Genomic DNA, 24,310 nt, shown 5'->3' with positions numbered 1-24,310 from the left:
GGGTGAAGAGAGAGGAGCAAGCCATGGCTGTCTTCGTCATGCCCCTCGAGATCACTTCACCCTGCGAGGCCGCACTCAGCCGCTGACCTGCGGCGGTGGCCTCCGCGTACTTCGGAGAAACCACCTTGCATCTGACATCGTCACTCGACGAGACCACCGTCGTGCGTTCCATCCGGAACTCCCGCACGACCCCCCAGCCCCTCACGGCACGACCCTTCGCGGGCGGCCGTGTCACGACCCCGCGCTTCGACGCGGGCGACCTCGCCTTCCAGGAAGTGGAGCCCGGCGAGGACCAGCGCTGGTCGACCTGGCCGGCGACCACCCCGTCCGAGCGCGGCCCCGAGCCGCGACCCGACTGGCTCGTCACCTCCGCCGCGGCGATCGACACCGAACTCGGGGTCGTGAAGAGCGGCAAGGAGGCCGACCTGTTCCTCATCGAGCGCGCCGTGCCCGATGCCGACCCGAGCGTGCCCGGCAACGCGACGCTGCTCGCGGCGAAGCGCTACCGCGGCGCCGAGCACAGCGACTTCCACCGGTCGCAGATCTACACCGAGGGCCGTGGCACCCGCCGCAGCCGTGACGCGCGCGCCGTCGCGAAGGGGACGACCTTCGGCCGCGAGGTCGCGAAGGTCCAGTGGGCGTACGCCGAGTTCGAGGCGCTGTCGCGTCTCACCGAGCTCGGCGCGTCGGTGCCGTACCCCGTGCAGGTCGCGGGCACCGAGGTGCTCATGGAGTTCATCGGCGACGCCCGCGGCACCGCGGCACCCCGGCTCGCCCAGGTGCGGGCGACTCCCGACGAACTGCGCGACCTGTTCCACCAGATCGTCGACTTCATGCACGTGCTCGCGGCCGGCGGGCTCGCGCACGGCGACCTCTCGCCGTACAACCTGCTCGTGCAGGATGGGAGGGTCGTCGTGATCGACCTGCCGCAGGTCGTGGACCTCATCGCGAACCCGCAGGGGTTCGACCTGCTGCACCGCGACTGCGTCAACGTGTGCTCGTGGTTCACCCGCCAGCGGCTCGAGTGCGACCCCGAGGAGCTGTTCGGCGAGCTCGTCGGCATGGTCGCGATGTGAGCGTCGGCGGCAGCCCGGTGGTCGAGTAGCGCGAAGCGCGTATCGAGACCGATCGCATGGTCTCGGTACGGCCCTGGCGGGCCTACTCGACCACCGGGACCTTCGGCGCGATACAGTGCACTCGATCGACGCGGATCGGCCAGGCCGGTGCGCGCCGTCACCACCCGTTCACCCGACGCCGGGAGACTGCCCCCATGACCGACCCGAACCACGACGCCCCCGTCGCGAACCCTTTGCCCGCGGCATCCGCCGTGCCCGTGCCCCCCGCGACCGCGCAGAGCGGTGCCATCCGGGTGATGGGCCTGCAGATGCAGGAGGGGCGACGCATCCCGCGCCGCCAGGTGTTCGCGTGGGCGTTGTGGGACTGGGCGACGCAGCCGTTCAACTCGGTCATCCTCACGTTCGTGTTCACGGCGCTCTACCTCACGAGCGACACCTTCCTCGAGCCCGCGGTGGCGAAGCTCGGCGAGGGCGACCCCGCGTACGAGCGCGCGCTCGCCGAGCTCGCCTCGGGGCTCGGCTGGGCGATCACGATCGCGGGCATCCTGATCGCGGTGCTCGCCCCGGTGCTCGGCCAGCGCGCCGACGTCGCCGGACGCCGCAAGCTGTGGCTGGGCGGTGCGACGGCCCTCCTCGTCGCGTGCATGGTCGGGCTCTTCTTCGTGCAGGGCTCGCCCGCCTTCTTTCTACTCGGGGTGTCGCTCATCGCCGCCGGCACCGTGTTCAGCGAGATCGCCGGGGTCAACTACAACGCGATGCTCGTGCAGGTGTCGACGCCGAAGACGGTCGGCAAGGTCTCGGGCCTCGGCTGGGGCCTCGGCTACATCGGCGGCATCGTCGCGCTCGTGCTCGTCGTCGTCGCGACCGCCTTCGACTGGTGGGGCATGCCGACCGACGACGGGCTCGCCTTCCGCGTGATCGCGCTCGGCTGCGCGGTGTGGACCCTGCTCTTCGCCTGGCCGGTGCTCGTCTACGTGCCCGAGGCGCCGCCCGCCCCGCGGGGCGAGCGGGTGTCGTTCTGGCGCAGCTACGTCGTGCTCGTGAAGGACATCGGGGCGCTCTGGCGCGACTCGCGGCCGACGTTCTGGTTCCTGCTCGCGAGCGCCGTGTTCCGCGACGGCCTCGCCGGGGTGTTCGCGTTCGGCGCGGTGATCGCGGCCGTCGCCTTCCACTTCTCGTCGAACGACGTCATGATCTTCGGCATCGCAGCCAACCTGCTCGCCGGCCTCTCCACCATCCTCGCGGGCCGCTTCGACGACCGGTTCGGCCCGCGCGCCGTCATCCTCACCGCGCTCGGCGGCATCATCGTGGCGGGTTCGCTCGTGTTCTTCCTGCACGACGCCGGCAAGCTCGTCTTCTGGATCTTCGGCCTCGCGCTCACCCTGTTCGTGGGACCTGCGCAGGCGGCGTCCCGCTCGTTCCTCGCCCGAGTGACGCCGGCCGGCCGCGAGAGCGAGATCTTCGGCCTCTACGCGACGACCGGGCGCGCGGCGAGCTTCCTCTCGCCGATGCTGTGGTCGCTCTGCATCGGAATCTTCGGCGCGACGTACTGGGGCATCCTCGGCATCATCGTCGTCGTCGCGGCCGGGTTCGTGCTGATGCTCTACGTGAAGGTGCCGGCCGAGCAGCGCTGAGCGGTGCGCCGGCGGCGGCGTTGAGCGGTTTCGGCGAGCCGCCGCGCACGCTCCCGTGCGCCTACGCGACCCGGCCGGATGCCCCGTCCGCCGACGCGTACGCCCGCCGGAACCCGTGCGCCGCGCGGAAGCGCAGGGCGGCGACGGCGTTGGCGTTCATGCCGAGCTCCGAGGCGATCTCCCGGGCCGGCATGCCCTCGACGTGTCCGAGCCAGAGCACCCGCTGCCAGGATGCCGGGAGCGACCGGAACGCCCGCACGGTCGCCGAGGCATCGACCGCCGCATCGACGGCCTCGTAGGGGTCGTCGACGACGAGGAGATCGTCGAGGTCGTCGATCGCGGCGACCGGCACCGAGCGTCGGGCCCACTCCATGGAGAGGTTGCGGGCGACCGTCTTGAGGTACGGTCGCACCGCCGACGTCGGGCCGCGCCCGTTTCTGAGCGCCTGCATCAGGCGCGCGAACGCTTCGGACACGAGCTCATCGGGTTCGAATCGTCCCGTCATCGACTGCGCCCAGCGGCAGACGGGTGCGTAGTGACGCCGCCAGAGTTCGGCGACGGCGTCGGGTTCGCCCCGACGGGCGCCCTCGAGGAGCTCGCCGTCGGTCGGCGCGGACCCGGTCGATGCGGACCCGACCGATGCGGACTCGGTGGATGCTGCGTCGGCGGCTCGGGCCTCGCGGAGCCGGTGGAGTTGCTGCGACATGTCGATTACCCCCTCGTATACGTGCGCAGTGCGTTCACCCTCGAGGTCCCCCGGCCCGAGATAAGGGGAAGCTACCGAGGCGGGGGCGCCTCCGGCATCGACTGAATCCCATGAAGTCCGTCTGCTGCGCCGCGCGTAATGGTCGGCGGCCCCGGGACTCCTTAACCGATAGGACCAGGACGCGTCGGGCAACTGGTTCTGGCCGGGGCCGGGTAGCCCCGGTCGAGTTCGGGGGTCAGCAGGGTCTGACCTCGGGCCGCCGCGATTCGGGTTCGCGGCGGCCCTTTCTCATCGGTCGGCGTCGCGCGGCCAAGCCGCCACGAAGCGGGTCAGCAGCCGGGCGAAGTCGGCGGCCTCCTCGGGCGTGAAGCCCGCGAGCGCGGACTCCACCGCTCCGCGGCGCGTGTCGCGCGCGCCCTCGAGCACTCGACGGCCGGCCGCGGTCAGCACGATGGCGCTGCGCCGCGCGTCGGACGGATCGACCTCGCGCCGTGCGTGGCCCGCCTCGACGGCCGCCTGCACGAGCCTGCTCGCGCGGGGTTGGTCGACGCCGATCGCCTCGGCGAGCTCGCTCACCGACGGCGGCTGGGGCGCCGCCTCGAGCGCGTCGAGCAGCCGGAACCGCGCCGCCTGCGCCAACCCCGGGCCACCTCTCCCCCGGCGCTGCGGCGCCGGGACATCCCGATCGTGCAGGCCGTGATGATCGTGCGGCGCGTGCCCGTGGTGATGCCCGCCGTGTTCGCCGCGGCGCTGCAGGCGTCGACGACCCTGGTCGCGACGCATGGCGACGAGCGCGGCCTCGACGGCCGCGATCGGGTCGGATGCCCCGGGGTCGCCGCCGCCCGCTCCTGGGCGTTCGCCGGGAGGAACTTGACTCGCCGCATTCATGTATGTCATTGTACATATACATGTCATGCGACATGCAATCGACTTCGACGCCGAGGCGTCACGGAAGGAACCACCATGACCACCCCTGAGAATCCTCAGACCACAAGCCCCGCCCAGCGACCGATCGGCTACTGGCTGCGCGTCGTCGACCGCAAGCTCGACGACGCCATGCTCGAGCTCTTCGCCGCAGAGGGCATCACCCGCCGCGACTGGCGCCGGCTCAACGTCATCGCCGGCACGGTCGACGACGAGCGGATGCGCGCCAAGCTCGCCGCCCGCCCCGAGCGGCTCGCGCCGCTCGTGGACCGCGGCTGGGTCACCGACGAGCCGGGTGCGCCGCGGCTCACCGAAGAGGGCGAGGCGTCGTACGCCGCGCTCCTCGAACGTGTGACCACGCTGCGCAACCGGGTCGCGGGCGCCGTCTCGCCCGGCGATTTCGAGACCACCCTCGCAACCCTCGAGGCGGTCGCACGCGAGCTCGGCTGGCACGAGGGCGAGCGCATGCCGCGCCGCCGCCCCGAGTCGCCCCGCGGGCGACGGACCGGCCGCGGCCACCACCACGGGCACGCACCGCACGACCACCACGATCACGACCGCCGGAGGCACGGCGAGCGCGACCACGCCGGCGAGCACGGGCACGACCCGCACGAGCACGGGCACGACCCGCACGAGCACGGGCACGACCCGCACGAGCACCGGCACGACCGGCACGAGCACGGGCACCACGGCCACCGGCGCGGGCACCACGGCCGCGACGCCCAGCAGGTGCACGTGCACGTGCACCTCGACGGCCACGGGCGCGGGCGCTGACACGCGTTCGACCGCGGTCGGGCCACGTGATCGCGTGGCCCGACTCGGATGCCGCGGACGACCTCGCGCCGCAGCATCCGCCGTCGTTGGCCGAACGGCCGGTGCAGGGTAAAATCACCTGACCCCACCGCCCCCACCCCCGATCCCCCACCCAGGACGCAACGATGCCCGACGCTGCCACAGACCTGCGCGACCGCTCGAAGCGGCAGACCCGGCAGCGCCGACGCCGCCGGGTCTGGATGATCACCGGCGCGAGCCTCGCGCTCCTGCTCGTCGGGGGCGGCGTCGCAACCGCCGTCGTGCTGACCGGCCAAGGGGGCGCCATCGGGTTCACGCCTACCGCGTCGGGCACCGCCGTGCCCGGTGTTTTCGCCGCCGACCAACCGTCGGCCGAAGACGGCAAGAAGCCCTGCATCGCGCTCACCGTGCTCGCGTCGAACGAGAACGCCGAGCTCATGACGCGACTCGTCGACGGGTACAACGCCCAGCCGCGCAGCGTCGACGGGCGCTGCGTCGACGCGGTCGCGAAGAAGGAGACGTCGGGCACCGCCGTGACCGACGCGGCCGGCGGCTTCCCGGGCGTGGCCGATGCCGACAAGCCGACGGTCTGGGTGCCCGACGCGAGCTCGTGGCTCGCCGCCGCCCAGGACTCGGGCGGCGCGGCCAACGTACCGACCGAGGGCACGAGCATCGGCTCCTCGGCCATCGTGCTCGCGATGCCCGAGCCGCTCGCCGACGCCATCGGCTGGAGCGAGACCCGGCCGACCTGGAACGACGTGTTCAACGCCGCGCGCGACGACGCGACGTGGAGCTGGCTGAGCCACCCCGAGTGGGGAACCTTCAAGCTCGGCAAGACGAGCCCGCTCATGGCGAGCTCGGGGCAGGCGGCCATGCTCGCCGAGTTCGGCAGCGAGGCCGGTTCGGTCGCCGAGCTCACGACGAGCCAGATCCACAAGACCGACGTGGTGAACGAGGTCCGAAAAGACGAGCTCGCGACGAGCCACTACATGGCGACGCCCGAGCGCTTCCTCGCGCAGGCGCGCGCGTCCGAGAAGGAGGGCACGATCGCCGACTTCCTCTCGGCCGTCATCGTCGACGAGAAGACGGTCTGGGACTACAACCGCGGCATCACGAGCCCCGACGGCGTCACCCGCGAGGAGTCGACCCCGCCCGAGGAACAGCTCGTGCCGATCTACCCGAGCGACGGCTACTACCTCGCCGACAACCCCTACACGGTGCTCACCGGCCCGTGGATCGATGCCTCCGAGAAGGAGGCGGCGCGCGACCTGCTGCGGTTCGCGGGCAGCAAGCAGGGGCAGCAGATCGTGCGAGCCTCGGGCTACCACGACCTCAACGGCGAGCTCGACCCGGTCGTCAGCGAGGTCGGTCGCCTGCCCGAGCGGCCCGAGGGCGCGCTCGAGTTCCCCGGTCGCGAGGTGATCGCGGCGATCGACAGCTCCTTCCCCGACGTGCGCAAGCGCGCGGAGGTGCTGTTCCTCGTCGACGTGTCGGGCTCGATGGAGGAGAAGATCCCCACCGGCCAGACCAAGCTCGCCGCCGCGAAGGAGGCGATCGAGAAGTCGCTCGGGCACTTCACCAAGGGCGACAACATCGGACTCGCGGCCTTCAGCGCGGTCGACGACGGCCCGGTCACGCCCGGTCTGGTGAGCCCGGTCGCCGATGCGCGCACCGACCGCACCAAGTTCCTCGACGCCCTGGGCGCCCTGAAACCGATCGAGTTCACGCCCCTGTACTCGGCGGTCGACACGTTCGCGAAGGAGCAGGCCGACGCGTGGGACCCCGAGCGCATCAACGCGATCGTGGTGCTGAGCGATGGCCAGAACGAGACGCTCGGGCCGAGCAAGGTCTCGAAGAAGCAGTTGCTCTCGAACCTCGAGGGCCTGCACGACGACACGCCCGTGCTCGTCTTCACCCTCGCCTACGGCGCCAACGCCGACACGGCGACCCTGCGCGAGATCTCGACGGCGACGGGCGCGCAGTTCTACGATGCCACCGACCCGACGAAGATCACCGCGGTGCTGGGCGACCTCGTCACGAGCTTCTAGACGCGGGGCGGATGCCTCAGCGCCGGCGTTCCTCGCTGCCCGAGAGCCGCTGCGCGATGTAGATCGGGATGATCGACACGACGACGAGCACGACCGCGATGACCGACACGATCGGCGCCTGCGCGGGCCGGAACATGTTGTTGAGGATGAAGATCGGCAGGGTCGTCACGCCCGAACCCGCCGTGAACGTCGTCACGATGATCTCGTCGAAACTGAGCGCGAAGGCGAGCAGCCCGCCCGCAAGCAGCGCCGACCGCAGCTGCGGGAAGGTGACGAGGCGGAAGGTCGTCCAGATGCCGGCGCCGAGGTCGGCCGACGCCTCCTCGAGGTTCAGGCCGAGCCGCCGCAACCGGGCGATGACGTTGTTGAACACGGTCACGATGCAGAACGTCGCGTGCGCGATCACGACGGTCCAGATCGAGAGCGGCACCCCCATGATCGTGCGGAAGAAGTTGTTGAGCGCGATACCGGTGATGATGCCGGGCAGCGCGATCGGCAGGATCACGAGCAGGCTGATGGCCTCTCGCCCGAAGAAGGAGAAGCGCTGCAGCGCGAGCGAGATGAGCGTGCCGAGCACGAGCGACACCGCGGTCGCGACGAGCGCGATGCCGACGCTCGTGCCGACCGCGTCGAGCGCCCCCTCGCTCTGGAACGCCTTGCCCCACCACTCGAGCGTGAACCCCGGCGGGGGCCACGTGAGCGACGTCGAGGTCGAGAACGAGTTCACGAGCACGACGAAGAGCGGCACGTAGACCACGAGCAGGATCAGTCCGGTGACGACACCGAGCACCGTCCGAGACAGGCGAGACAGTCGCATCCTGAGCCCCTAGAGGTTGTCGAGCGCGCCGGTGCGGCGCACGAGGAAGAGGTAGCCGAAGATGATCACGATCGGGATGAGCGCGATCGCGGCGGCGAGCGGCAGGTTGTTCGCGGCGCCGACGTTCGTGTAGACGAGGTTTCCGAGCATCTGGCTCGTACCGCCCACGATGTTGACCGTGATGTAGTCGCCGAGCGAGAGCGAGAAGCTGAAGATCGTGCCGGCGATGATGGCCGGCAGGGCGAGCGGCAGCACGACCAGCCGCAGCGTCGACCAGGTCTTGCCGCCCAGGTCGCCCGATGCCTCGAGCAGCGAGTCGGGCACGCGCTCGAGCCCCGCGTAGATGGGCAGGATCACGTACGGCAGCCACAGGTAGCTCAGCGTGATGATCGTCGCAGGCAGGCCGTAGCCGGGCGTGTGACCGCCGAACGGCGCGACGAGCCACTCGAGGATGCCGTCCTGCGAGAGCACCGAACGCCAGGCGTACGCCTTCACGAGGTACGACGCCCAGAGCGGGGTGAGCACCATGATGAGCAGTACCCGCTGCATGCGCGCCGACGCGACCTTCGCCATGAAGAACGCGATCGGCAGCGCGAGGGCGACGTCGATCACGGTCACCGCGAGCGCGACGCCGATCGTGCGCAGCGTCACCGTCTGGTAGAGCGACCCGGTCACGACCTCGATGATGTTGTCGAGCGTGAACTCGGTCGTGATCTCGCCCGTGAAGCTGTCGACCGACCAGAAGGCCGTCACGAGCAGCAGCACGAGCGCGACGATGTAGACGACGCCGAGCCAGAACAGCGGGGCGCTGAGCAGCAGCGCGAGCCGCGCCCGGGGGTGCGCGCTGAGGAAGGCGGAGCCCGCCCGCGCCGCACTGCGACGCGGGGCGGGCACCGCACGGGTGGCCGTCATCAGCCCTTGATCTCCTGCCAGGCCTGGGTCCAGGCTGCGTAGTCGGTGCACTTCACGTCGGTGCGGCCGTCGATGCAGTCCTCGATCGGGGTGGTCCAGTACCAGATCTGCGACGCGTAGTCGGCGTCGCCGGCGTGGTACGCCTCGCAGTCCTCGCGGTACTCGCACGCGGCGTCGCTCGAGGGCGCCTCGCCGAAGTAGCTCGTCGCTGCGGCGTTCGCCTCGGGGCTCGAGATGTAGTCGAGCCACGCGTACGCGCAGTTCGGGTTCTTCGCCTGCGACGAGATCATCCACGTGTCCGACCAGCCGGTCGCACCCTCGTCGGCCGGGAGCGTGACGGCGGTCTTGCCGCCTTCGCCCTCGAGCACGTTCTGGATGACCTGCCAGCTCGTGCCGACGACGGTGTCGCCGGTCTGGAACGACTGCACCTCCTTGAGGTAGTCGCTCCAGTACTCGCCGATGTTCTCGCGCTGCTGCTTGAGCAGGTCGACGGCGGCCGCGAGCTGCTCCTCGTCGAGGGCGTAGGGGTTCTCGATGCCGAGGTCGGGCTGGTGCTTCATGAGGTACAGCGCGGCGTCGGCGATGTAGATCGGCGAGTCGTAGGCGGTCACCTTGCCGGCGTAGTCGCTCGACTTGTCGAACACGAGGTCCCACGAGGTGGGCTCCTCGGTGATGACGTCGGTGTTGTACATGAGCAGGTTCGCGCCGTAGCCGTGCGGCACGCCGTAGTTGACCCCGTCGACGGTGTTCCACGCCTGGTCCTTCAGGAAGTCGTAGATGCCGTCGTAGTTCTTCAGCAGGTCGGTATTGACCGGGGCGACGTCGCCGCCCGCGACGAGTCGCAGCGAGGCGTCGCCCGAGGCCGAGACCACGTCGTAGTCGCCCGTCTTCATGAGGTTGAGCGCCTCGTCGCTGGTGCCGAAGGTCTTCGCGGTGACCGTGCAGCCGGTCTGCTCCTCGAAGGGGGTGACCCAGTCGACGCTCGGGTCGTTCGACCCGTCCTCGACGTAGCCCGGCCACGCGAGGATCGACACCTGCCCCTCGGTCTCGCCGAGCTCGGTCGCGGCCTCGTTGTCGTTGCCGCCTCCGCCGCCGCCCGAGGTGCCGCAGGCCGTCAGCAGCGCGACCGAGGCGAGCGCGAGCCCGACGGTCGCGCCTCGTCGCGCGTTCCGCATCCGCATCATGGTTCTCTCCTGTTTCTCTTGGTGGTTCTGTTTCGCCGGTCGAGTCGGCGCGCAGCGCCGTATCGAGGGCATGGATCCTCAGCCCGAGATCCCCGGCAATACCGACCCGACCGCGGCGGTCGGGGTCGGGTTCTGCGGGCCGACGGCGGCACCGTCGACGGCGACCACGTCGTCGTCGTGCCACGAGACGACGACCCGGTCGCCGTGCTCGTCGTCGTGCATGCGTCCGCGCACGTTCTGCTCGAGCACGCTCACGCGGGGGCCCGCGTCGAGGTCGACGACGAGCCGCACGCCGCTGCCGAGGTAGATCGCCTCGACGACCGTGCCGGCGGCGTTGCGCACGCCGTCGCCGGTCTGCCCGTCGGCGCTCACCGTCATCTTCTCGGGCCGCAGCGAGTGGTGGCCCTCGCGCTCGAGCAGCGCGAGCGAGTGCTCGGGCCCGAACAGGTTCGACGTGCCGACGAAGTCGGCGACGAACCGCGAGACGGGCTGCTCGTAGAGCTCGGCGGGCGTGCCGAGCTGCTCGATGCGGCCGGCGTTGAAGACCGCGATCCGGTCGGAGAGGGTGAGCGCCTCCTCCTGGTCGTGGGTCACGAAGATGAAGGTGATGCCGAGCTCGCGCTGGATCTGCTTGAGCTCGACCTGCATCTGCTCGCGGAGCTTGAGGTCGAGGGCGCCGAGCGGCTCGTCGAGCAGCAGCACCTTGGGCTCGACGACGGTGGCACGGGCGAGGGCGACGCGCTGGCGCTGGCCGCCCGAGAGCTGCGAGGGCTTGCGGTCGGCCATCTGCTCGAGTCGCACGCTCGCGAGTGCGCGGCGCGCCCGCTCGTGGCGCTCCTTCTTGCCGAGGCCGCGCACGCGCAGGCCGTACGCGACGTTGTCGAGCACGCTCATGTGCGGGAAGAGCGCGTAGTCCTGGAAGACCGTGTTCACGTCCCGGTCGAAGGGCGCGCGCTTCGTGACCTCTTCGCCGAACAGCTCGATGGTGCCACCGGTGGGCTGCTCGAACCCGGCGATGAGCCGGAGCACGGTGGTCTTGCCCGATCCCGACGGGCCGAGCATCGAGAAGAACTCGCCGGCCGCGATCTCGAGGTCGACGTGGTCGACGGCGGTGACGGCGCCGAACTCCTTGGTGAGGCCGGTGAGCCGGATCGCCGGCTGTGCTTCAGTCATGCCATCTCCTTCGATGAACACGGTCGTTCGAGGCTTTCGCGTCCAAACATCTGGAACCAGATGTTCGTCGGTATCAAATCATATGACTCCAGATGTAAATGTCCACCCCCTCGTGTTACGGTCGTGTCACAGATCTGGTCGACGGCGAACGGGAGGGTCGGATGCCCCAGGCCACCGGCCGCGCCGACGCCACGCACGCGGTCGTCTTCTCGCCGCTCGACGGCGCCGGTCGCGCCGAGCTCGTCGAGCAGCGCCTGACCGACGCGATCGTCGCCGGCGTACTGCGCGACGGCGAGCGACTGCCGAGCGAGTCCGAACTCGCGAAACGGCTCGGGGTCGCCGTCGTCACCGCCCGCGAGGCGCTCGTCGCGCTGCGCGACAAGGGGCTCGTGCTCACCCGCCGTGGCCGCGACGGCGGCAGCTTCGTCACGCACGACCGCGACGCCGCCGGCCGCATGCTCGACGCCCGCGTGCGCGCGCTCAGCCGCATCGAGCTGCGCGACCTCTCGCTGCACTACGCGGCGATCGCGGGCATGGCGGCCGAGGTCGCCGCCGACCGGGCGAGCGACGACGACCTGACGAGCCTCGCCGACATCGACGCCCGCGCCGACCTCACGAGCGCGGGCGGCGCACGACGCGCGATCGGGCGGTTCCAGCTCGAGATCGCCGCCGTCAGCCAGTCGCCGCGGCTCGTGCACGAGGAGCTCCGTCTGCAGGCCGAGGCCGGCCCGCTGCTCTGGCTGTGCATGCGCGAACAGGCGTATCGTGACCGCAGCAGGCAGGCACGCCTCGATGTGATCCAGGCGATCCGTGCGGTCGACCCCGCCGCCGCCCGCCGTGCGACGACCGAGCACATCACGGCGGCCGTCGAATGGCTCATCGACGAGAAGGCCCGCCTCGAGGCATCCCCCGCCCTCGCCCCAGAGAAAGGACCGAGGCCATGACCGTCACCGTCGACGTCGCCGCCCTCCGCATCGCGGAGCGGATCGCCTCGACCATCGACCCCGTCTTCGCGATGATCGACGAATGGCGCGCGCGCCTCGAGGCGAGTCTCGCCGCGATGCCCGCGCCGAGCGCCGCCGCGTTCGACCCCGTCGTCGCCGGCCTCGTGGGCGAACCGCTCGAACGCGCCGGCAGCCTGATCACGGGCGCGGGGTTCGTCGCCGCGCCCGGCTACCTCGCCGACGCGCCCTGGCACCTCGAGTGGTGGCTGAGCGGCGCGAACACCTTCGGCGCGGGCGCCGGCCTCCGCCGGCTCGAGGCCGTGAGCGACCCCGACGCCGAGCAGTTCCGCGACTACACGGGCCTCGAGTGGTGGCGCGTGCCCGCCCGCACCGGTTCCCGGCACCTGACCGGCCCCTACGTCGACTACCTCTGCACCGACGACTACACCGTCACGATCACGGTGCCCGTCGAGGTCGACGGGGCGATGGTCGGCCTCGTCGGCACCGACCTCTACGTCGCGAGCCTCGAACGCGAGCTGCTCCCCGTGCTGCGCGAGTCGGGGCATCCGTGCACCCTCGTGAACGCCTCGGGCCGCATCGTCACCTCGACCGACGCCCGCCGCGCGACGGGTGCCCTGCTGCGCCTCGACGGGCTCGCCGACGCCCTGGCCCCCCTGCGCGAACGTGAGGGCGATGCGGATGCTCCTGCCGCGGCATCCGCGTCGACGAGGCTGCCCGACGGTGCGATCGTCGTGCCGTGCGGCGACACCTCGCTCGCGCTCGTGTTCGAGGGCTAGCGCCGACGCACCGCCCGACGCGCGTGTGAGGATTCACAGACTCGCACCGCCGTGAATCGGGCCGACGGTCAGGCGCACCGGGCACGGTGGTGCCCATGTCGAACCCCTTCCCGGTGAGCCGGGCGCTGGACGGCCCGGCCGCCGAACACGCCCGCATGGTGCTCTGGAACCGGGTGCCCGAGGTCACCCTCGTCTTCTGGATCATCAAGGTGCTCTCGACCACGACGGGCGAGACCGCAGCCGACTACCTGGGCGATGCGCTCGGGCTCGGGCTTCCGGTCACGACGCTGGTCATGTCGGTGCTGCTCGCCGTCGCGCTCGTCGTGCAGTTCTCGACGCGCCGTTACCTGCCGGCGGCCTTCTGGACGGTCGTCGTGCTGATCAGCATCGTCGGCACGCTCGTCACCGACAACCTCACCGATGGGCTCGGCGTCAGCCTCTGGGTCAGCACCGCGATGTTCGGCGTGCTGCTCGGCATCACCTTCGGCGTCTGGTTCGCCCGCGAGCGCACGCTGTCGATCCACACGATCTTCACCCGCCGGCGGGAGGCCTTCTACTGGGTCGCGGTGCTGTTCACCTTCGCGCTCGGCACCGCGGCCGGCGATCTCGTCGGCGAGACGCTCGGGCTCGGCTACCTCTGGTCGAGCCTGCTGTTCGCGCTCCTCATCGCCGCCGTCGCCGTCGCCTGGCGCCTGGTGGGCGCGAGCTCGGTGGTCTGCTTCTGGATCGCCTACGTGCTGACGCGGCCGCTCGGCGCGTCGCTCGGCGACCTGCTCTCGCAGCCGCGCGCAGACGGCGGGCTCGGGCTCGGCACGACCGCGACGAGCCTCGCCTTCCTGATCGTCATCGTCGCCCTCGTCGGGCTCGCCACCGTGCGGATCGGCAGCGAGCGGCGCGCGGCCGTACGCGAGTCGAAGCGCGCCGACGCGGCCTCGGGCGCTACGTCGGACGCGGCGTCCGACTCGGCTTCGGGAGCGACCGGCGCGGCCGGCGCACCCGGCGGACCCGCGCCCGAAGCGGCATAGACTCCAGCTGTGGAGACCCGTGTGCTCGTCGTCGACGACGAGATCGCGCTGGCCGAGCTCGTCGCCCGCGGACTGCGCGACGAGGGGTACCACGCGCAGATCGCCGCCGACGGTATCGCGGCGCTCGCCCTGGCGGGCGAGACCCGGTTCGATCTCGCCGTCATCGACGTGACGATGCCCGGCATGAGCGGGTTCGAGCTGTGCCGCCGCCTGCGGGCGAACGCCGACGGACTCGGCATCCTGCTGCTCACGGCGCGGGACGCGGTCGACGACCGGGTGCGCGGGCTCGACGCCGGCGCCGACGACTACCTCGTCAAGCCGTTCGAGTTCGCCGAACTCGCGGCCAGGCTGCGGGCGCTGCGACGCCGCGAGCACCTCGGAGCCATCCGGGTCGAGGCGGGAGATCTCGTGCTCGTCGCCAATCACTACACGGCGACCGTGCGCGGCGCCGAGCTCGCGCTCAGCCGCCGCGAGTTCGACCTGCTGCGGCTGCTGGCCGAGCGGGCCGGCACGACGGTGCCGCGGGGCGACCTGCTCGAGCAGGTGTGGGGGTCGACGCAGTACGGCTCGAACATCGTCGACCAGTACGTCGGCTACGTGCGCCGCAAGCTCGCGGGCGCCGCGTCGGCGGTGCGCATCGAGACCGAGCGGGGCATCGGGTTCCGCCTCGAGACGGGCGCGCGATGAGGCCGTCGCGACTGTCGATCCGCGCGCGCATCACGCTCGGCTCGACGATCGTCGCCGTGCTGCTGCTGACCGCCGCGGCGATCGTCGTCTACTCGCAGGTCGTGCGGGTCGTCGACGACGGCGAGCGCCGGGTGCTGAAGAACATCGCCGAGGTGTACCGGGCCGTCCTGCAAGAGGACCCGGCCGAACCGCTGGAGGCGCCCGGTGTCGGCCAGCACGTCGAGATCGTGGATGCCTCGGGCCGCGTTCGGCTCGACACGATGCCGGCCGGACTGACGCAGCCGCTCGATCAGCTCGACGGGATCGACGCGCCGACGCCGAGCGGCCGACCCGATGCGGCACGGCTCGACCGCGTCGACGCCGACGGCACGACCTACGTCGTCTACACGACGGAGCTCGAGCTCGCCGACGGCGTCTGGCGGATCTCGACCGCCCGCAACGACGAGTCCTCCGAGCGGGTGCTCGAAGGGGTCGCCGCGCTCATGGTCGGCAGCTTCGCGGTGTTCGCGGCACTGTTCGCCGCCGCGTCGTGGCTCATCGCGAGCGCGGCGCTCCGCCCCGTCGGCCGGCTGCGCCGCAGCGCCGAGGAGCTCGCCGTCGAAGACGGTGCCGAACGGCTCCCCGAGGGCCCCGCGCACGACGAGATCGACCAGCTCGCCGGCACGCTCAACGAGCTGCTCGACCGCTCGCAGCGGGCCGCCGAGCGCGAACGGCAGGTCATCTCCGACGCGAGCCACGAGCTGCGCACGCCGCTCAGCCTGCTGCAGGGCCAGCTCGAACTCCTTCCCGACCCGGCCGTCGACCCCGAGGGGGCGCGACGCGACCTCGCCGCCGCGCGCACGAGCCTCGCCCGGCTCACCGCCGTCGCCCGGTCGCTGCTCGACCTGTCGCGCGTCGAGGCGCAGTCGACGTCGGGGCACGCCTCGGCGGGCGAGATCGCGGCAGTGCTCGCCGACTCGGTCGACCGCACCCGGCTGCGCGTGGCCGATCGCGACGAGGCATCCGCCGTCGATCTCGACTTCGCGGTGACGATCGACGACCCCGACGAACAGGTGGCCCTCTCGGGCGACGACTTCGCCCGGGTCTTCGACAACCTCGTCGACAACTCCCTCGGCGCGGCCGGTGACCGGCCCGTTCGGGTGCGTGCGTCGCTCTCGCAGGCGGCGGGCGCGCTCGTGCTGCAGGTCGACGACGACGCGGGCGGCCTGCATCCCGAGGTCGCCGGGCGGGCGTTCGAACGATTCGTCCGCGGACCCGCGTCGACCTACCCGGGCGGCGGGCTGGGCCTGGCGATCGTCGCACGACTCGTGGAGCTCGCCGGCGGCACCGTACGACTCGACGACCGCCCGGGCTCGGGCGTGACCGTCACCGTTTCGCTGCCGACGACGTCGTGACCCCCGCGCGTCGCTCGCCGAACACCCACCAGCGATAGGCCGCGAACCGCACGGCCGAGCCGAGCAGGAGCCCGATCACGTTGGCCGACAGGTTGTCGGCGAACGCCGACGTGAAGTGCAGCAGGTAGTGCGAGACGCCGAGGCAGACGAGCGAGACGACGCTGCCGGCGATGCTCGCGATGAAGAACTCGAGCGCCTCGCGGCCCGTGTCGCGCCGGCGCGACTCGCGGAAGGTCCACCACCGGTTGCCCAGCCAGTTCACGGTGATCGCCGCGATGAGCGAGATCGTCTTGGCGATCACGGGCCAGCCGTGCACGCCGGCGATCGGGTACGCCCGCAGCAGGTTGAACAGGGCGACATCGACCGCGAAGCCGAGTCCGCCGACGACGGCGAACCGTACGAGCTGGCCGCCCAGCGTGCGCAGCGACTCGAACGGCGGCGCGACCGCCTCGGCTGCGACGGCCACCGGTCCCTCCTGCTCAGACATGCGCAGGCCCCGACTCGACCGGGGCGCGGCCACGGCGGCCGCGCGAAGCCGGAGCGCGACCGTCGTTGCCGGGTCCGCGCGCGACGAGGCGCTCGAGCCCCCACCGGGTGACCTGCGCGAACGCCTCGACGACGATGCGTCCTGACATCTTGGAGACGCCGTGCCGGCGTTCGTCGAACGTGATGGGGACCTCGGCGACGAGGCATCCGCTGCGCACCGCCCGGTCGAGCATCTCGATCTGGAAGCAGTACCCGCGGCTCGCCGCCTGCTCGAACCCGAGACGTGCGAGCCCCTCGGCCCGGAACGCCCGGAATCCGCCGGTGATGTCGCGCTGCGGCATCCCCAGCCAGAACCCCGCGTACGAGCTGCCCGCTCGCGAGAGCAGGGCGCGATGCCACGGCCAGTCGCGCACCGCGCCGCCCGCCACCCACCGCGATCCGATCGCGACGTCGGCTCCCCCGTCGATCGCGGCGAGCAGCCGCGGCAGGTCCTCGGGTCGGTGCGAGCCGTCAGCGTCGCTCTGCACGATCACGTCGTAGCCGGCGGCGAGCGCCCGTGCGAAGGCCGCCAGGTAGGCGGGACCGAGCCCGCCCTTGCCCGGTCGGTGCAGCACGCCGATCGCCGGGTCGAGGCGGGCGAGCCCCTCGGCCAGCTCGCCCGTGCCGTCGGGCGAGCCGTCGTCGACGACGAGCACGTCGGCCTCGGGCACCGCGGCGCGCAGGCGCGCGACGACGCCCGGCAGCGAGTCGATCTCGTTGTAGGTCGGCAGGATCACGACGGTGCGACGGCTCATGGTGCGGCGGTTCCCTTCTCGAGGCGGTAGACCGCCAGTCGGTGGATCGGCTGGTGGTCGGTCACGCGGTAGCCCGCCGAGGCGAGTGCGGCGAGGTCGTCGGCGACGTGGTGCGCCGACGGGCGTTCGATGAGCCAGACGATCGGTTCGTCGAGGCCGGGTGCGGTCGCGGCGACGGGGTCGAGCTCGTCCCAGATCGCGGCGCGTGCGGTGTGCGGCACGTCGAGCTGCGGGGTCTCGAGCCCCTGGAACTCGGCCGGGTAGAGCCCGGCCGCCAGGCGCGGCGCGCGCGACGGCCGGCCCGACGCGCCGAACAGCACGGCTTCGCCCGGGGATGCCTCGTGCCCGAGCACCGCGGCCGTCTGGCGGAAGTCGGCGCCGCCGTCCTTGGCGTACGGCGTGCGCTGGTGCAGGTAGCCCGGCAGGGCGGCGAGTGCGAGCAGCACCAGGCCGGCCGCGACGAGGCGGGGCGACGTCGCACGTGGGCCACGCCTCCGAGCGAGCCACGACGCGGCCCGGTCGGCGATCGTCGCGAGCCCGACCGCGGCGACGATCGCCGCCGCCGGCGCCGAGAAGACGAGGTACCGCGGGTTGTAGCTCGGCGCCACCGCGACGCTGACGACGAGCAGGGCGGCCGTCGGCCACACGAGCCACGTGAGCGCGGGGGCGAGCGCACGCAGTGCCCGTGCCCGGAGCGCTCGAGGTGCGACGACGGCGCCGACGACCGCCGCGACGACGAGCAGCTGCATCGGCACCGCGACGAGCGGTCCGCCGAACCACTGCCCGCCGAGCACGTTCGCGGCGGTCGGCTGATGCCGGTGCGCGAGGAAGGCGACCTGCTCGCGCTGCGACGCATCGAGCAGCACGAGCGGCAGCACGAGCATCGCGCCGACGACGAGGCCGATGAGCCACCGCCGCACGAGCTGGGCGGGCGGCCTGCGGTGCGCTGCGACGAGCGCGACGGCGTGCACCAACGGCATGAGCAGCAGGTAGAAGAAGAGCGCGCCGCAGGCCGCGACGGCGATGCCGTACCCGATCCAGGCGCGACGCGACACGACGCGCCTGCGCTGCAACCCGGTGAACAGCACGGTGAGCCAGACCGCGGCCGCGGCGGCGAGGGCGTAGCTGCGCGCCTCGATCGCGAGGCCCGTGACGCGCGGCAGCACGGCGACGATGAGTCCCGCGGCGACCCCGACGCGTGCGTCGAACCACCGGGTGCCGAGCACGACGACGCCCGCCGCCATGAGCCCGGTCGCGATCGAGCTGAGCGCGCGGGTCGACCACTCGCCCGCCCCGAACGCGTCGATCCAGAGGTGCAGCAGCGCGTAGTAGGCGCCGTGCACCGCGTCGACCTGCGAGAGCTCGAGCGCGAGGCTCGACCACGGCCGCTGCGCCGACAGCACGCTCGCCGCCTCGTCTCCCCAGTACGAAGGAACACCGGCGCCGAGGTACCCGATCACCCCGGCGACGGCGCCGACGAGGGCCGCGCGCCCGCCGAGGCCGAAGCCGGGGCGGGCGACGCGACCCGGGCCGCGCTTGGGGACACGGCCCTGACGGCTCGCGGGCGGGGTCGGTGGAGCCGATCGCTCGTCGACCGCATCGCCTCGCAGTTCGATCGCCGTCATGCTGCGAGCGTGCCGCGCCCACCCCGGCCGATCCTGTGCGGCGAGCGCCCTCCGCCTGAGAGTTCTCACATGGTGCCGTCGCGCGGCTCGTGCCGCCACCGCTGCAAGGGTCGTTGTCGTCCGTCACACTCGTCGACGGGCTCGCCGGCCCGCACTCCGGATGGCCGAATGTGACCCCGGAAGACCGCATGCCGCCGCGCGTCTGCGACCATGGGGCGATGACCGCCCCAGCACTCGTCGGCATCTCGCACGGCACCTCGTCGCCCGAGGGACGGCGGGCGGTGCGCGCGCTGCACGAGGCGGTCGCCGCAGCCCTCGGCACGAGGCATCCGGGTGCCTCGACCTCGGCCAGCCTCGGACATGTCGACGTCGAACAGCCCGACGTGCCGGCGACGCTCGCGTCGCTCCCGCCGGGCGAGCCCGCGGTCGTCGTGCCGCTGCTGCTCTCGGCCGGCTACCACGTGCACGTCGACCTCACCGAGGCGGTCGCGGCGACCGGCGACCGGACGGTCGTGCTGGCCGGCGCCCTCGGACCCGACGACCGGCTCGCGACCGTGCTCGCACGACACCTCGCCGAATCCGGATGGCGCGACGACGACGTGATCGTGCTGTCGGTCGCCGGGTCGAGCGACGAACGGGCCGTGCGCGACTGCCACGACATGCGCGCCCGACTCGCCTCCGCGACGGGGCGCGACATCCGCCTCGGGTTCCTGTCGGCGGCCTCGCCCCTGCTGCCCGATGCGGTCTCACAGGCGCGGGCGGATGCTCCGGGCGCGCGGGTCGTCGTCGCGAGCTACCTGCTCGCGCCGGGGTACTTCCAGGATCTCGCCGAGGGCGCCGGCGCCGACGTCGTCACGCGCCCGCTGCTCGTGCCCGACGGGGCTCCGCCCGCCGAGCTCGTCGACATCGTGCTCGACCGCTACGACTCGGCGGTCTCCGCGAGCCTCCCGGACCGGTAGCGACCCGGTCAGCCGCCCTGCCCCGGCAAGGCGCTGATGACGATCATCGAGCCGCTGGAGTCGCACGCTTCTGCGAGCTTGCTCATCGCGGTCTGGTACTCGCCCGCGGAGGCAGCGAGCCCGCCCTCGGCGACGACCCGCTGCACGTACTTCACGGCCGGGGTCACGTCGGTGTCTCCCGCGACGAGATACGTCCACGCGTCGTGGAGTGCCGCAACCCGTGACGCGAGCGCCGCATCGTCGATCGCGCCCTGTCCGTGCTCCCATTCGGATCGGTATCGGATGCCCTCGAGCGCGCTCGCCTGGCCGCAGAGATTCGCTGCATCCGCCTCGGGCGGCAACTCTGCGTCGGCGACGGCCGGCGTGGTCTCGGGTGCCGCCACGGCCGTGTTCTGCGCGGCCACGGTGCAGCCGGACAGCAGCGCGCCGAGCGCGGTGGCTGCGATCATCGCGGTGGCGGCCACTGGGAGACGCCGCACCGCTGGGCGGCGCTGTTCCGTCGCGAGGTCGGGCGCGATGGGTTCGTTCGGGTGCATGTCGTCTCGTCTCAGGCGTCGTCGGCAGGGCGGATCGGTAGGGCGTAGCCGCACGCTACACCGGCGGCGCGCGGTCGGCCCCTGTTCAGGCGTACGCCATGCCGAGGCACGGGCCGAGCACCACGATCCACGCGGCGGCGCCGACGATGAGCATGCCGATCGCGATGCCGCGCGTCTTCTTGAAGAAGAGCATGACGATCGCGACGAGCGCCACGAGCACGAACGGCCAGATGATGCCGAACACGGTCGGACCGGCGATGCTCGACCCGAACATCAGCGTCGCGAGCATGAGCACGATCGCGATCACATGGGCCCCGCAGCCGATGCCCACGCCGACGCCGATGCCGGCGCCCATGCCGAGCCCCTGCTTCTGCGCCTCGCCCGCCCCCGGCGTGCCGTAGGGCGGCGGCTGGGCTCCGGTCGACTCGCCGTACGCCGGAGGCTCCGCCGCCCAGCCGGGCTTCGCGAGCGGTGGGGGCGGGCCGTACGCGGGCAGACCGGCCGGCGCACCGGGCTCGACCGGCGGGGGCGCCGAGTCAGCGGCGGGTGCCGGCTCCCCCGGCGGCAGCTCGACAGGTGTCGGCTCGGCGGCCCCGGGCTCGACCGGCGTCGGCTGACCCGGCTCCGCGTCGTCGGGCGTGGGATCGGGCGTGGGGTCGTCAGGTTCTGGAGCCATGCGCGGTCGTCCTCTCGGTCGATTCGGGAGCAGCGGTGGGAACGGCAACGGCAGTCGGTGCGGAGAGCGCGGTGGCGGCCGTCGCAGTGGGAGCAGCGGCGGCCTCGTCGCCCGCCGCCCGATCCGCGAACCCGCCGCGCCAGGCCTTCCAGGCGAGGCGGGCGAGCAGCAGCGGAATCGTGACGGCGAGGAACAGCTGCGGTCGGGTGAGCCCCATCCAGGCGACCTCGTTGCCGCGCACGAACTCGATGAAGAACCGGAAGATCGCGTACGCGGCGATGTAGATCGTGAGCGTCTCGCCGGCGGCGATGGGCTTGTGCCGCAGCCAGAACCACAACAGGCAGAACGCGACCGCCTGGAACACGATCTCGTACACGAAGCTCGGGTGCAGCGGCACCCCGGCCGGCCCGCCCACCCGTGCGGCGGCGGCCTCGTCGAGCACGATGCCCCAGTCGGCACCGGTCGGGGTTCCGGGCAGCTCGGTGAAGAGGCATCCGAATCGCCCGATCGCCATGGCGAGCGCGACCGCCGGCGCGAACAGGTCGCCCGTGCGCAGCGGGTACTTCACGAGTCGCTTCGCGATGTGCACGCCGAGCCACGCGCCGACGAGCGCGCTCAGCACCGAGGCGTTGCCCTGCGTGAGCTGCGTCACGAGGTCGAGGTTCTGCGAGGGGTCGAGGTGCCGCATCCAGGTGCCGAGCCGCGAGAAGATCGCGGCTCCGGCGAGCGCGCCGAGCACGAGGGCTGCAACGCGCGCGTCGGTCTGGCCGCGGCGGCGCGACTCGACGACGAAGACGAGGCCTGCGGCGAGCATCGCGAGCGAGACGAACAACGAGTGCGTGTCGATCGGCGGACCCCAGCCGATGACGTCGGGCAGCGTCGGGTACATCGCTCAGCTCCCGATCCCGGCGAGCGCGGTCGCCCAGAGCATCACCCAGAACGGCACGGCCACGATCGCGAGCACCTCGAGCACGATGAGGTAGGCGAGCACGTTGCGCGTGTCGCCGAGCTTGCACTTCGAGCGCAGGAGGCCGGCCCGGCGGGCCTTCGCGTACCCGGAGATCGCGATGCCCGCGAACACGGCGAGCGAGATCGGCCCGAGCACGCACGTGATGAGCGCGATCGTCGTGAAGACGCACAGGCGCAGCGGGTCGTAGGGCGCAGGTGCGGGCGGCGCGCCGACCGTCTCGTCGAAGCGGTTCAGGCCCGCGAACGGGCTCGAGCCCGTGGCATCCCCCGTCTCGAACCCGCCGCCGGCCGCCGCGTCGCCCATGCGATCCCCCTCACGCCACCGTCACCGGCAGCTGCTGACGCCCGTCGGCCGCGCCGTCACCCGATGCGGATGCCGCGGCCGAACCGGTCGCGGTCGAGATGCGGGTCCGTCCGAGCGGCGCCCACGCCTGCACCGCGCAGAACGGCGCGCACTGGTGCGCGGAGGTCTTCTCGTTGACGGTCGCGACGTGCACGCAGCACTGGGTGAGCCGCTCCTCGATCATCGTGTTGATGTCCATGAACGGCTTCACGGTGATGCGCTTCACGCGTTCGCCGAGGAACCGGCGCAGCCGCTTGTGCTGGCCCGGGAGTGCCGACGCAGCGAGCTGGGTGAGCGTGCCGATGCCGAGGTCGCAGCCCGTGCAGATGTCCTTCCACAGCGAGCCGATCGACGGGTGCGAAAGCGACGACTGCTCGCTGAGCAGGTCGAGCAACGACTGCTTGACGCTGTCCTTCAGCGCCTGGTTGATGTTGCTGTCGGCGATGCGGTTCGCGATGAGGTCGGGGTTGAGGTCGAGGAACTCCTTCAGCCGGTCGTGCCCGACGAGCTTGGTGAGCGAGTTCCATTCGCCCGAGTCGTCTTTCAGCAGGTAGCCGACCGAGCAGCAGTGCGGGTGGCTGCACGGCAGCGCGGTGAGGTCGCGCCAGGTGACCTCACCGTCGGTCTGCGACTCGAGGCGGGCGAGCACGCCGGTGTGCGTGAGCCGGTCGTTCGGGTCGATACCGGCCGAACGGCCCGACCCGAACACGGGCTGGATCGTCACGCCGCCGACGTACGGCGTCGTCATCGCGCGGCGGATCACGGCACCGATCTCGCCGTCGTTCACCCCGAGCGCCGCCGTCATCGTGAGGGTCGTGAAGACGCCCGCCTCCGACAGTCGCTCGAGCGCGCGGTCCTTGAACCGGCGGATGTCGGCGCCGCGGTGGTACGCCGACGCCTGGGCGCTCTCGCCGTCGAACTGCAGGTACACCTCGACCCGCTCGCGATGCTTCTTGAGCGTCTCGACGAGCGCGTCGTCCTGCGCGATGCGCAGGCCGTTGGAGTTGAGCAGGATGCGCACGACCGGTCGCGCGACGAGGTGGTCGAGCAGCTGCTCGAGCCACGGGTACAGCGTCGGCTCGCCGCCCGAGAGCATGAGCACGTCGATGCGGTCGTTCTCGCGCGCGAGCTTCGCGTCGACCGAGGCGAGCACCTCGGCAAGGGGCGCGACCGCGGTCGCCGCAGGCCCCGACTCGGCGAAGCACGTCGGGCAGCGCAGGTTGCAGTGGTCGGTCAGGTCCTCGAGCAGGATGCACGTGTGCTGCGTCTGCATCTCGGGCAGGCCGTCTTCGTAGGCCGACGGCACGGGCTTGAAGTTGCCCGTCAGGTCGGGCGTGTGCACCTTCGTCGGGGCGGTCCACTGCTCGAGGTAGCTGAGGATCTCGGGCGACTCGTCGTACATCGTGCTCACGAGCCCGTGCGTCGGGCAGCCGCGCTCGAGCCACACGCGGTCGTCGCGGATCGCGAGCCACCCCGAGAGCCGGGCGACGTCGGCGAGCGGCCGCTCGGGATCCTCCTCGTGACACCGCGGGCAGAACGCGTTGACGTAGCGATGCACGCGATAGTCGCGCAGCGGCATCCCGGTACCAGCGGTGGTCGGCATGCGCTCACGATATCGGCCGGGATGCCTCGGGCGGGAGTACCGCGCGGGCGTCGTGCCTCGAGGCGCGCATCGCGCGGTGATCGCCGCCGAACTTACAGGATCAGGCGACCGGCACACCCGCATGCCGGGGTGGTGACCGTATTGTCCTGTAACTGGGCCGACCGGGCCTTTGTCTGGGCGGGCGGGTCCCCTCCGTAGGCTGGGCT

The 24,310-nt window shown here is 71.9% G+C and carries 24 protein-coding genes; 10 read left to right on the top strand and 14 right to left on the bottom strand.

Annotated features, from left to right (window positions below; translation table 11 throughout):
* Positions 1-161 precede the first annotated feature (161 nt).
* Both MUN74_RS09710 and MUN74_RS09705 read left to right on the top strand, forming a co-directional pair.
* Complete coding sequence (locus MUN74_RS09710) at positions 162-1,076, top strand: serine protein kinase RIO (protein WP_244851865.1); 915 nt, start codon at positions 162-164, stop codon at positions 1,074-1,076.
* A gap of 194 nt (positions 1,077-1,270) precedes the next feature.
* Positions 1,271-2,710, top strand: coding sequence for an MFS transporter (locus MUN74_RS09705; protein WP_370647284.1), 1,440 nt, complete (start codon positions 1,271-1,273; stop codon positions 2,708-2,710).
* Positions 2,711-2,771: 61 nt separating this feature from the next.
* Here the strand turns inward: MUN74_RS09705 and MUN74_RS09700 are convergent, their stop codons facing one another.
* Entirely contained in the window at positions 2,772-3,416 is a 645-nt protein-coding gene (locus tag MUN74_RS09700) for an RNA polymerase sigma factor (protein ID WP_244851864.1), read from the bottom strand.
* A gap of 288 nt (positions 3,417-3,704) precedes the next feature.
* Positions 3,705-4,304: a MarR family winged helix-turn-helix transcriptional regulator gene (locus MUN74_RS09695; protein ID WP_244851863.1), complete on the bottom strand. Its 600-nt coding sequence runs from the start codon at positions 4,302-4,304 to the stop codon at positions 3,705-3,707.
* 75 nt (positions 4,305-4,379) lie between these two features.
* Between MUN74_RS09695 and MUN74_RS09690 the strand changes: the two genes are divergently transcribed.
* Both MUN74_RS09690 and MUN74_RS09685 read left to right on the top strand, forming a co-directional pair.
* Positions 4,380-5,114, top strand: coding sequence for a hypothetical protein (locus MUN74_RS09690; RefSeq protein ID WP_244856522.1), 735 nt, complete (start codon positions 4,380-4,382; stop codon positions 5,112-5,114).
* Positions 5,115-5,278: 164 nt separating this feature from the next.
* Positions 5,279-7,180: a vWA domain-containing protein gene (locus tag MUN74_RS09685; RefSeq protein WP_244851862.1), complete on the top strand. Its 1,902-nt coding sequence runs from the start codon at positions 5,279-5,281 to the stop codon at positions 7,178-7,180.
* Between the two features lie 16 nt (positions 7,181-7,196).
* Here the strand turns inward: MUN74_RS09685 and MUN74_RS09680 are convergent, their stop codons facing one another.
* The 4 genes from MUN74_RS09680 to MUN74_RS09665 form a co-directional block, all read right to left on the bottom strand.
* Positions 7,197-7,997 carry an ABC transporter permease gene (locus MUN74_RS09680; protein ID WP_244851861.1) on the bottom strand — a complete coding sequence of 267 codons (801 nt, stop codon included), beginning with the start codon at positions 7,995-7,997 and terminating at the stop codon, positions 7,197-7,199.
* 9 nt (positions 7,998-8,006) lie between these two features.
* Positions 8,007-8,909 carry an ABC transporter permease gene (locus MUN74_RS09675; RefSeq protein WP_244851860.1) on the bottom strand — a complete coding sequence of 301 codons (903 nt, stop codon included), beginning with the start codon at positions 8,907-8,909 and terminating at the stop codon, positions 8,007-8,009.
* Positions 8,909-10,093 carry an ABC transporter substrate-binding protein gene (locus tag MUN74_RS09670; RefSeq protein ID WP_244851859.1) on the bottom strand — a complete coding sequence of 395 codons (1,185 nt, stop codon included), beginning with the start codon at positions 10,091-10,093 and terminating at the stop codon, positions 8,909-8,911. The genes MUN74_RS09675 and MUN74_RS09670 overlap by 1 nt, the downstream gene beginning before the upstream one ends.
* 78 nt (positions 10,094-10,171) lie before the next feature.
* A complete protein-coding gene (locus tag MUN74_RS09665) occupies positions 10,172-11,266 on the bottom strand; it encodes an ABC transporter ATP-binding protein (protein ID WP_244851858.1) in 1,095 nt (364 codons plus the stop codon).
* Between the two features lie 161 nt (positions 11,267-11,427).
* Here MUN74_RS09665 and MUN74_RS09660 point away from each other — a divergent pair, with 161 nt between their 5' ends.
* From MUN74_RS09660 to MUN74_RS09640, 5 genes are all read left to right on the top strand, one after another.
* A complete protein-coding gene (locus MUN74_RS09660; protein WP_244851857.1) occupies positions 11,428-12,210 on the top strand; it encodes a FadR/GntR family transcriptional regulator in 783 nt (260 codons plus the stop codon).
* Positions 12,207-13,007 (top strand): cache domain-containing protein, encoded by an 801-nt coding sequence (locus tag MUN74_RS09655; protein ID WP_244851856.1) that lies wholly within the window; start codon positions 12,207-12,209, stop codon positions 13,005-13,007. Before MUN74_RS09660 ends, MUN74_RS09655 begins: the two co-directional genes overlap by 4 nt.
* Positions 13,008-13,102: 95 nt before the next feature.
* Complete coding sequence (locus MUN74_RS09650; protein ID WP_244851855.1) at positions 13,103-14,032, top strand: COG4705 family protein; 930 nt, start codon at positions 13,103-13,105, stop codon at positions 14,030-14,032.
* 9 nt (positions 14,033-14,041) lie between these two features.
* Entirely contained in the window at positions 14,042-14,719 is a 678-nt protein-coding gene (locus tag MUN74_RS09645) for a response regulator transcription factor (protein WP_244851854.1), read from the top strand.
* On the top strand, positions 14,716-16,113 hold the full coding sequence (locus tag MUN74_RS09640; RefSeq protein WP_244851853.1) for a HAMP domain-containing sensor histidine kinase: 1,398 nt from the start codon (positions 14,716-14,718) through the stop codon (positions 16,111-16,113). Before MUN74_RS09645 ends, MUN74_RS09640 begins: the two co-directional genes overlap by 4 nt.
* Here the strand turns inward: MUN74_RS09640 and MUN74_RS09635 are convergent.
* From MUN74_RS09635 to MUN74_RS09625, 3 genes are read right to left on the bottom strand one after another with little or no spacing between them, the layout of a single operon-like run.
* On the bottom strand, positions 16,085-16,600 hold the full coding sequence (locus MUN74_RS09635) for a GtrA family protein (RefSeq protein WP_244851852.1): 516 nt from the start codon (positions 16,598-16,600) through the stop codon (positions 16,085-16,087). The genes MUN74_RS09640 and MUN74_RS09635 overlap by 29 nt on opposite strands.
* The gene (locus MUN74_RS09630) at positions 16,593-17,393 is read right to left on the bottom strand and encodes a polyprenol monophosphomannose synthase (protein ID WP_244851851.1); all 801 of its coding nucleotides are present in this window, start codon (positions 17,391-17,393) and stop codon (positions 16,593-16,595) included. The genes MUN74_RS09635 and MUN74_RS09630 overlap by 8 nt, the downstream gene beginning before the upstream one ends.
* Positions 17,390-19,018: a glycosyltransferase family 39 protein gene (locus tag MUN74_RS09625; RefSeq protein WP_244856278.1), complete on the bottom strand. Its 1,629-nt coding sequence runs from the start codon at positions 19,016-19,018 to the stop codon at positions 17,390-17,392. The genes MUN74_RS09630 and MUN74_RS09625 overlap by 4 nt, the downstream gene beginning before the upstream one ends.
* Positions 19,019-19,236: 218 nt before the next feature.
* Between MUN74_RS09625 and MUN74_RS09620 the strand changes: the two genes are divergently transcribed.
* Entirely contained in the window at positions 19,237-19,977 is a 741-nt protein-coding gene (locus MUN74_RS09620) for a sirohydrochlorin chelatase (RefSeq protein ID WP_244856276.1), read from the top strand.
* 8 nt (positions 19,978-19,985) lie between these two features.
* Here the strand turns inward: MUN74_RS09620 and MUN74_RS09615 are convergent, their stop codons facing one another.
* The 5 genes from MUN74_RS09615 to MUN74_RS09595 all read right to left on the bottom strand — a co-directional run bounded on the left by MUN74_RS09615 (position 19,986) and on the right by MUN74_RS09595 (position 24,104).
* Complete coding sequence (locus tag MUN74_RS09615) at positions 19,986-20,513, bottom strand: PIN domain-containing protein (RefSeq protein WP_244856275.1); 528 nt, start codon at positions 20,511-20,513, stop codon at positions 19,986-19,988.
* An 85-nt stretch (positions 20,514-20,598) separates the two neighbouring features.
* Positions 20,599-21,189 carry a hypothetical protein gene (locus MUN74_RS09610; protein ID WP_244856525.1) on the bottom strand — a complete coding sequence of 197 codons (591 nt, stop codon included), beginning with the start codon at positions 21,187-21,189 and terminating at the stop codon, positions 20,599-20,601.
* The gene (locus MUN74_RS09605; protein ID WP_244856273.1) at positions 21,173-22,078 is read right to left on the bottom strand and encodes a prolipoprotein diacylglyceryl transferase; all 906 of its coding nucleotides are present in this window, start codon (positions 22,076-22,078) and stop codon (positions 21,173-21,175) included. The genes MUN74_RS09610 and MUN74_RS09605 overlap by 17 nt, the downstream gene beginning before the upstream one ends.
* Before the next feature lie 3 nt (positions 22,079-22,081).
* The gene (locus tag MUN74_RS09600; protein WP_244856272.1) at positions 22,082-22,462 is read right to left on the bottom strand and encodes a hypothetical protein; all 381 of its coding nucleotides are present in this window, start codon (positions 22,460-22,462) and stop codon (positions 22,082-22,084) included.
* A 10-nt stretch (positions 22,463-22,472) separates the two neighbouring features.
* Positions 22,473-24,104, bottom strand: a complete 1,632-nt coding sequence (locus tag MUN74_RS09595) for a radical SAM protein (protein WP_244856270.1) — start codon at positions 24,102-24,104, stop codon at positions 22,473-22,475.
* Positions 24,105-24,310 lie beyond the last annotated feature (206 nt).

Source organism: Agromyces sp. H17E-10, assembly GCF_022919715.1.
Classification (GTDB): Bacteria; Actinomycetota; Actinomycetes; order Actinomycetales; family Microbacteriaceae; genus Agromyces.
The sequence above is the reverse complement of the archived record's forward strand: the minus strand, read 5'-3'. Positions and strand labels throughout refer to the sequence as shown.

What these genes read in the sequence shown, in the direction of transcription:
- MUN74_RS09705 (WP_370647284.1), top strand. Translation starts at nt 1,271, where the DNA reads ATGACCGACCCGAACCACGACGCCCCCGTCGCGAACCCTTTGCCCGCG.
- MUN74_RS09700 (WP_244851864.1), bottom strand. Translation starts at nt 3,416, where the DNA reads ATGTCGCAGCAACTCCACCGGCTCCGCGAGGCCCGAGCCGCCGACGCA.
- MUN74_RS09695 (WP_244851863.1), bottom strand. Translation starts at nt 4,304, where the DNA reads ATGAATGCGGCGAGTCAAGTTCCTCCCGGCGAACGCCCAGGAGCGGGC.
- MUN74_RS09690 (WP_244856522.1), top strand. Translation starts at nt 4,380, where the DNA reads ATGACCACCCCTGAGAATCCTCAGACCACAAGCCCCGCCCAGCGACCG.
- MUN74_RS09685 (WP_244851862.1), top strand. Translation starts at nt 5,279, where the DNA reads ATGCCCGACGCTGCCACAGACCTGCGCGACCGCTCGAAGCGGCAGACC.
- MUN74_RS09680 (WP_244851861.1), bottom strand. Translation starts at nt 7,997, where the DNA reads ATGCGACTGTCTCGCCTGTCTCGGACGGTGCTCGGTGTCGTCACCGGA.
- MUN74_RS09675 (WP_244851860.1), bottom strand. Translation starts at nt 8,909, where the DNA reads ATGACGGCCACCCGTGCGGTGCCCGCCCCGCGTCGCAGTGCGGCGCGG.
- MUN74_RS09670 (WP_244851859.1), bottom strand. Translation starts at nt 10,093, where the DNA reads ATGATGCGGATGCGGAACGCGCGACGAGGCGCGACCGTCGGGCTCGCG.
- MUN74_RS09665 (WP_244851858.1), bottom strand. Translation starts at nt 11,266, where the DNA reads ATGACTGAAGCACAGCCGGCGATCCGGCTCACCGGCCTCACCAAGGAG.
- MUN74_RS09660 (WP_244851857.1), top strand. Translation starts at nt 11,428, where the DNA reads ATGCCCCAGGCCACCGGCCGCGCCGACGCCACGCACGCGGTCGTCTTC.
- MUN74_RS09655 (WP_244851856.1), top strand. Translation starts at nt 12,207, where the DNA reads ATGACCGTCACCGTCGACGTCGCCGCCCTCCGCATCGCGGAGCGGATC.
- MUN74_RS09650 (WP_244851855.1), top strand. Translation starts at nt 13,103, where the DNA reads ATGTCGAACCCCTTCCCGGTGAGCCGGGCGCTGGACGGCCCGGCCGCC.
- MUN74_RS09640 (WP_244851853.1), top strand. Translation starts at nt 14,716, where the DNA reads ATGAGGCCGTCGCGACTGTCGATCCGCGCGCGCATCACGCTCGGCTCG.
- MUN74_RS09635 (WP_244851852.1), bottom strand. Translation starts at nt 16,600, where the DNA reads ATGTCTGAGCAGGAGGGACCGGTGGCCGTCGCAGCCGAGGCGGTCGCG.
- MUN74_RS09630 (WP_244851851.1), bottom strand. Translation starts at nt 17,393, where the DNA reads ATGAGCCGTCGCACCGTCGTGATCCTGCCGACCTACAACGAGATCGAC.
- MUN74_RS09625 (WP_244856278.1), bottom strand. Translation starts at nt 19,018, where the DNA reads ATGACGGCGATCGAACTGCGAGGCGATGCGGTCGACGAGCGATCGGCT.
- MUN74_RS09620 (WP_244856276.1), top strand. Translation starts at nt 19,237, where the DNA reads ATGACCGCCCCAGCACTCGTCGGCATCTCGCACGGCACCTCGTCGCCC.
- MUN74_RS09615 (WP_244856275.1), bottom strand. Translation starts at nt 20,513, where the DNA reads ATGCACCCGAACGAACCCATCGCGCCCGACCTCGCGACGGAACAGCGC.
- MUN74_RS09610 (WP_244856525.1), bottom strand. Translation starts at nt 21,189, where the DNA reads ATGGCTCCAGAACCTGACGACCCCACGCCCGATCCCACGCCCGACGAC.
- MUN74_RS09605 (WP_244856273.1), bottom strand. Translation starts at nt 22,078, where the DNA reads ATGTACCCGACGCTGCCCGACGTCATCGGCTGGGGTCCGCCGATCGAC.
- MUN74_RS09600 (WP_244856272.1), bottom strand. Translation starts at nt 22,462, where the DNA reads ATGGGCGACGCGGCGGCCGGCGGCGGGTTCGAGACGGGGGATGCCACG.
- MUN74_RS09595 (WP_244856270.1), bottom strand. Translation starts at nt 24,104, where the DNA reads ATGCCGACCACCGCTGGTACCGGGATGCCGCTGCGCGACTATCGCGTG.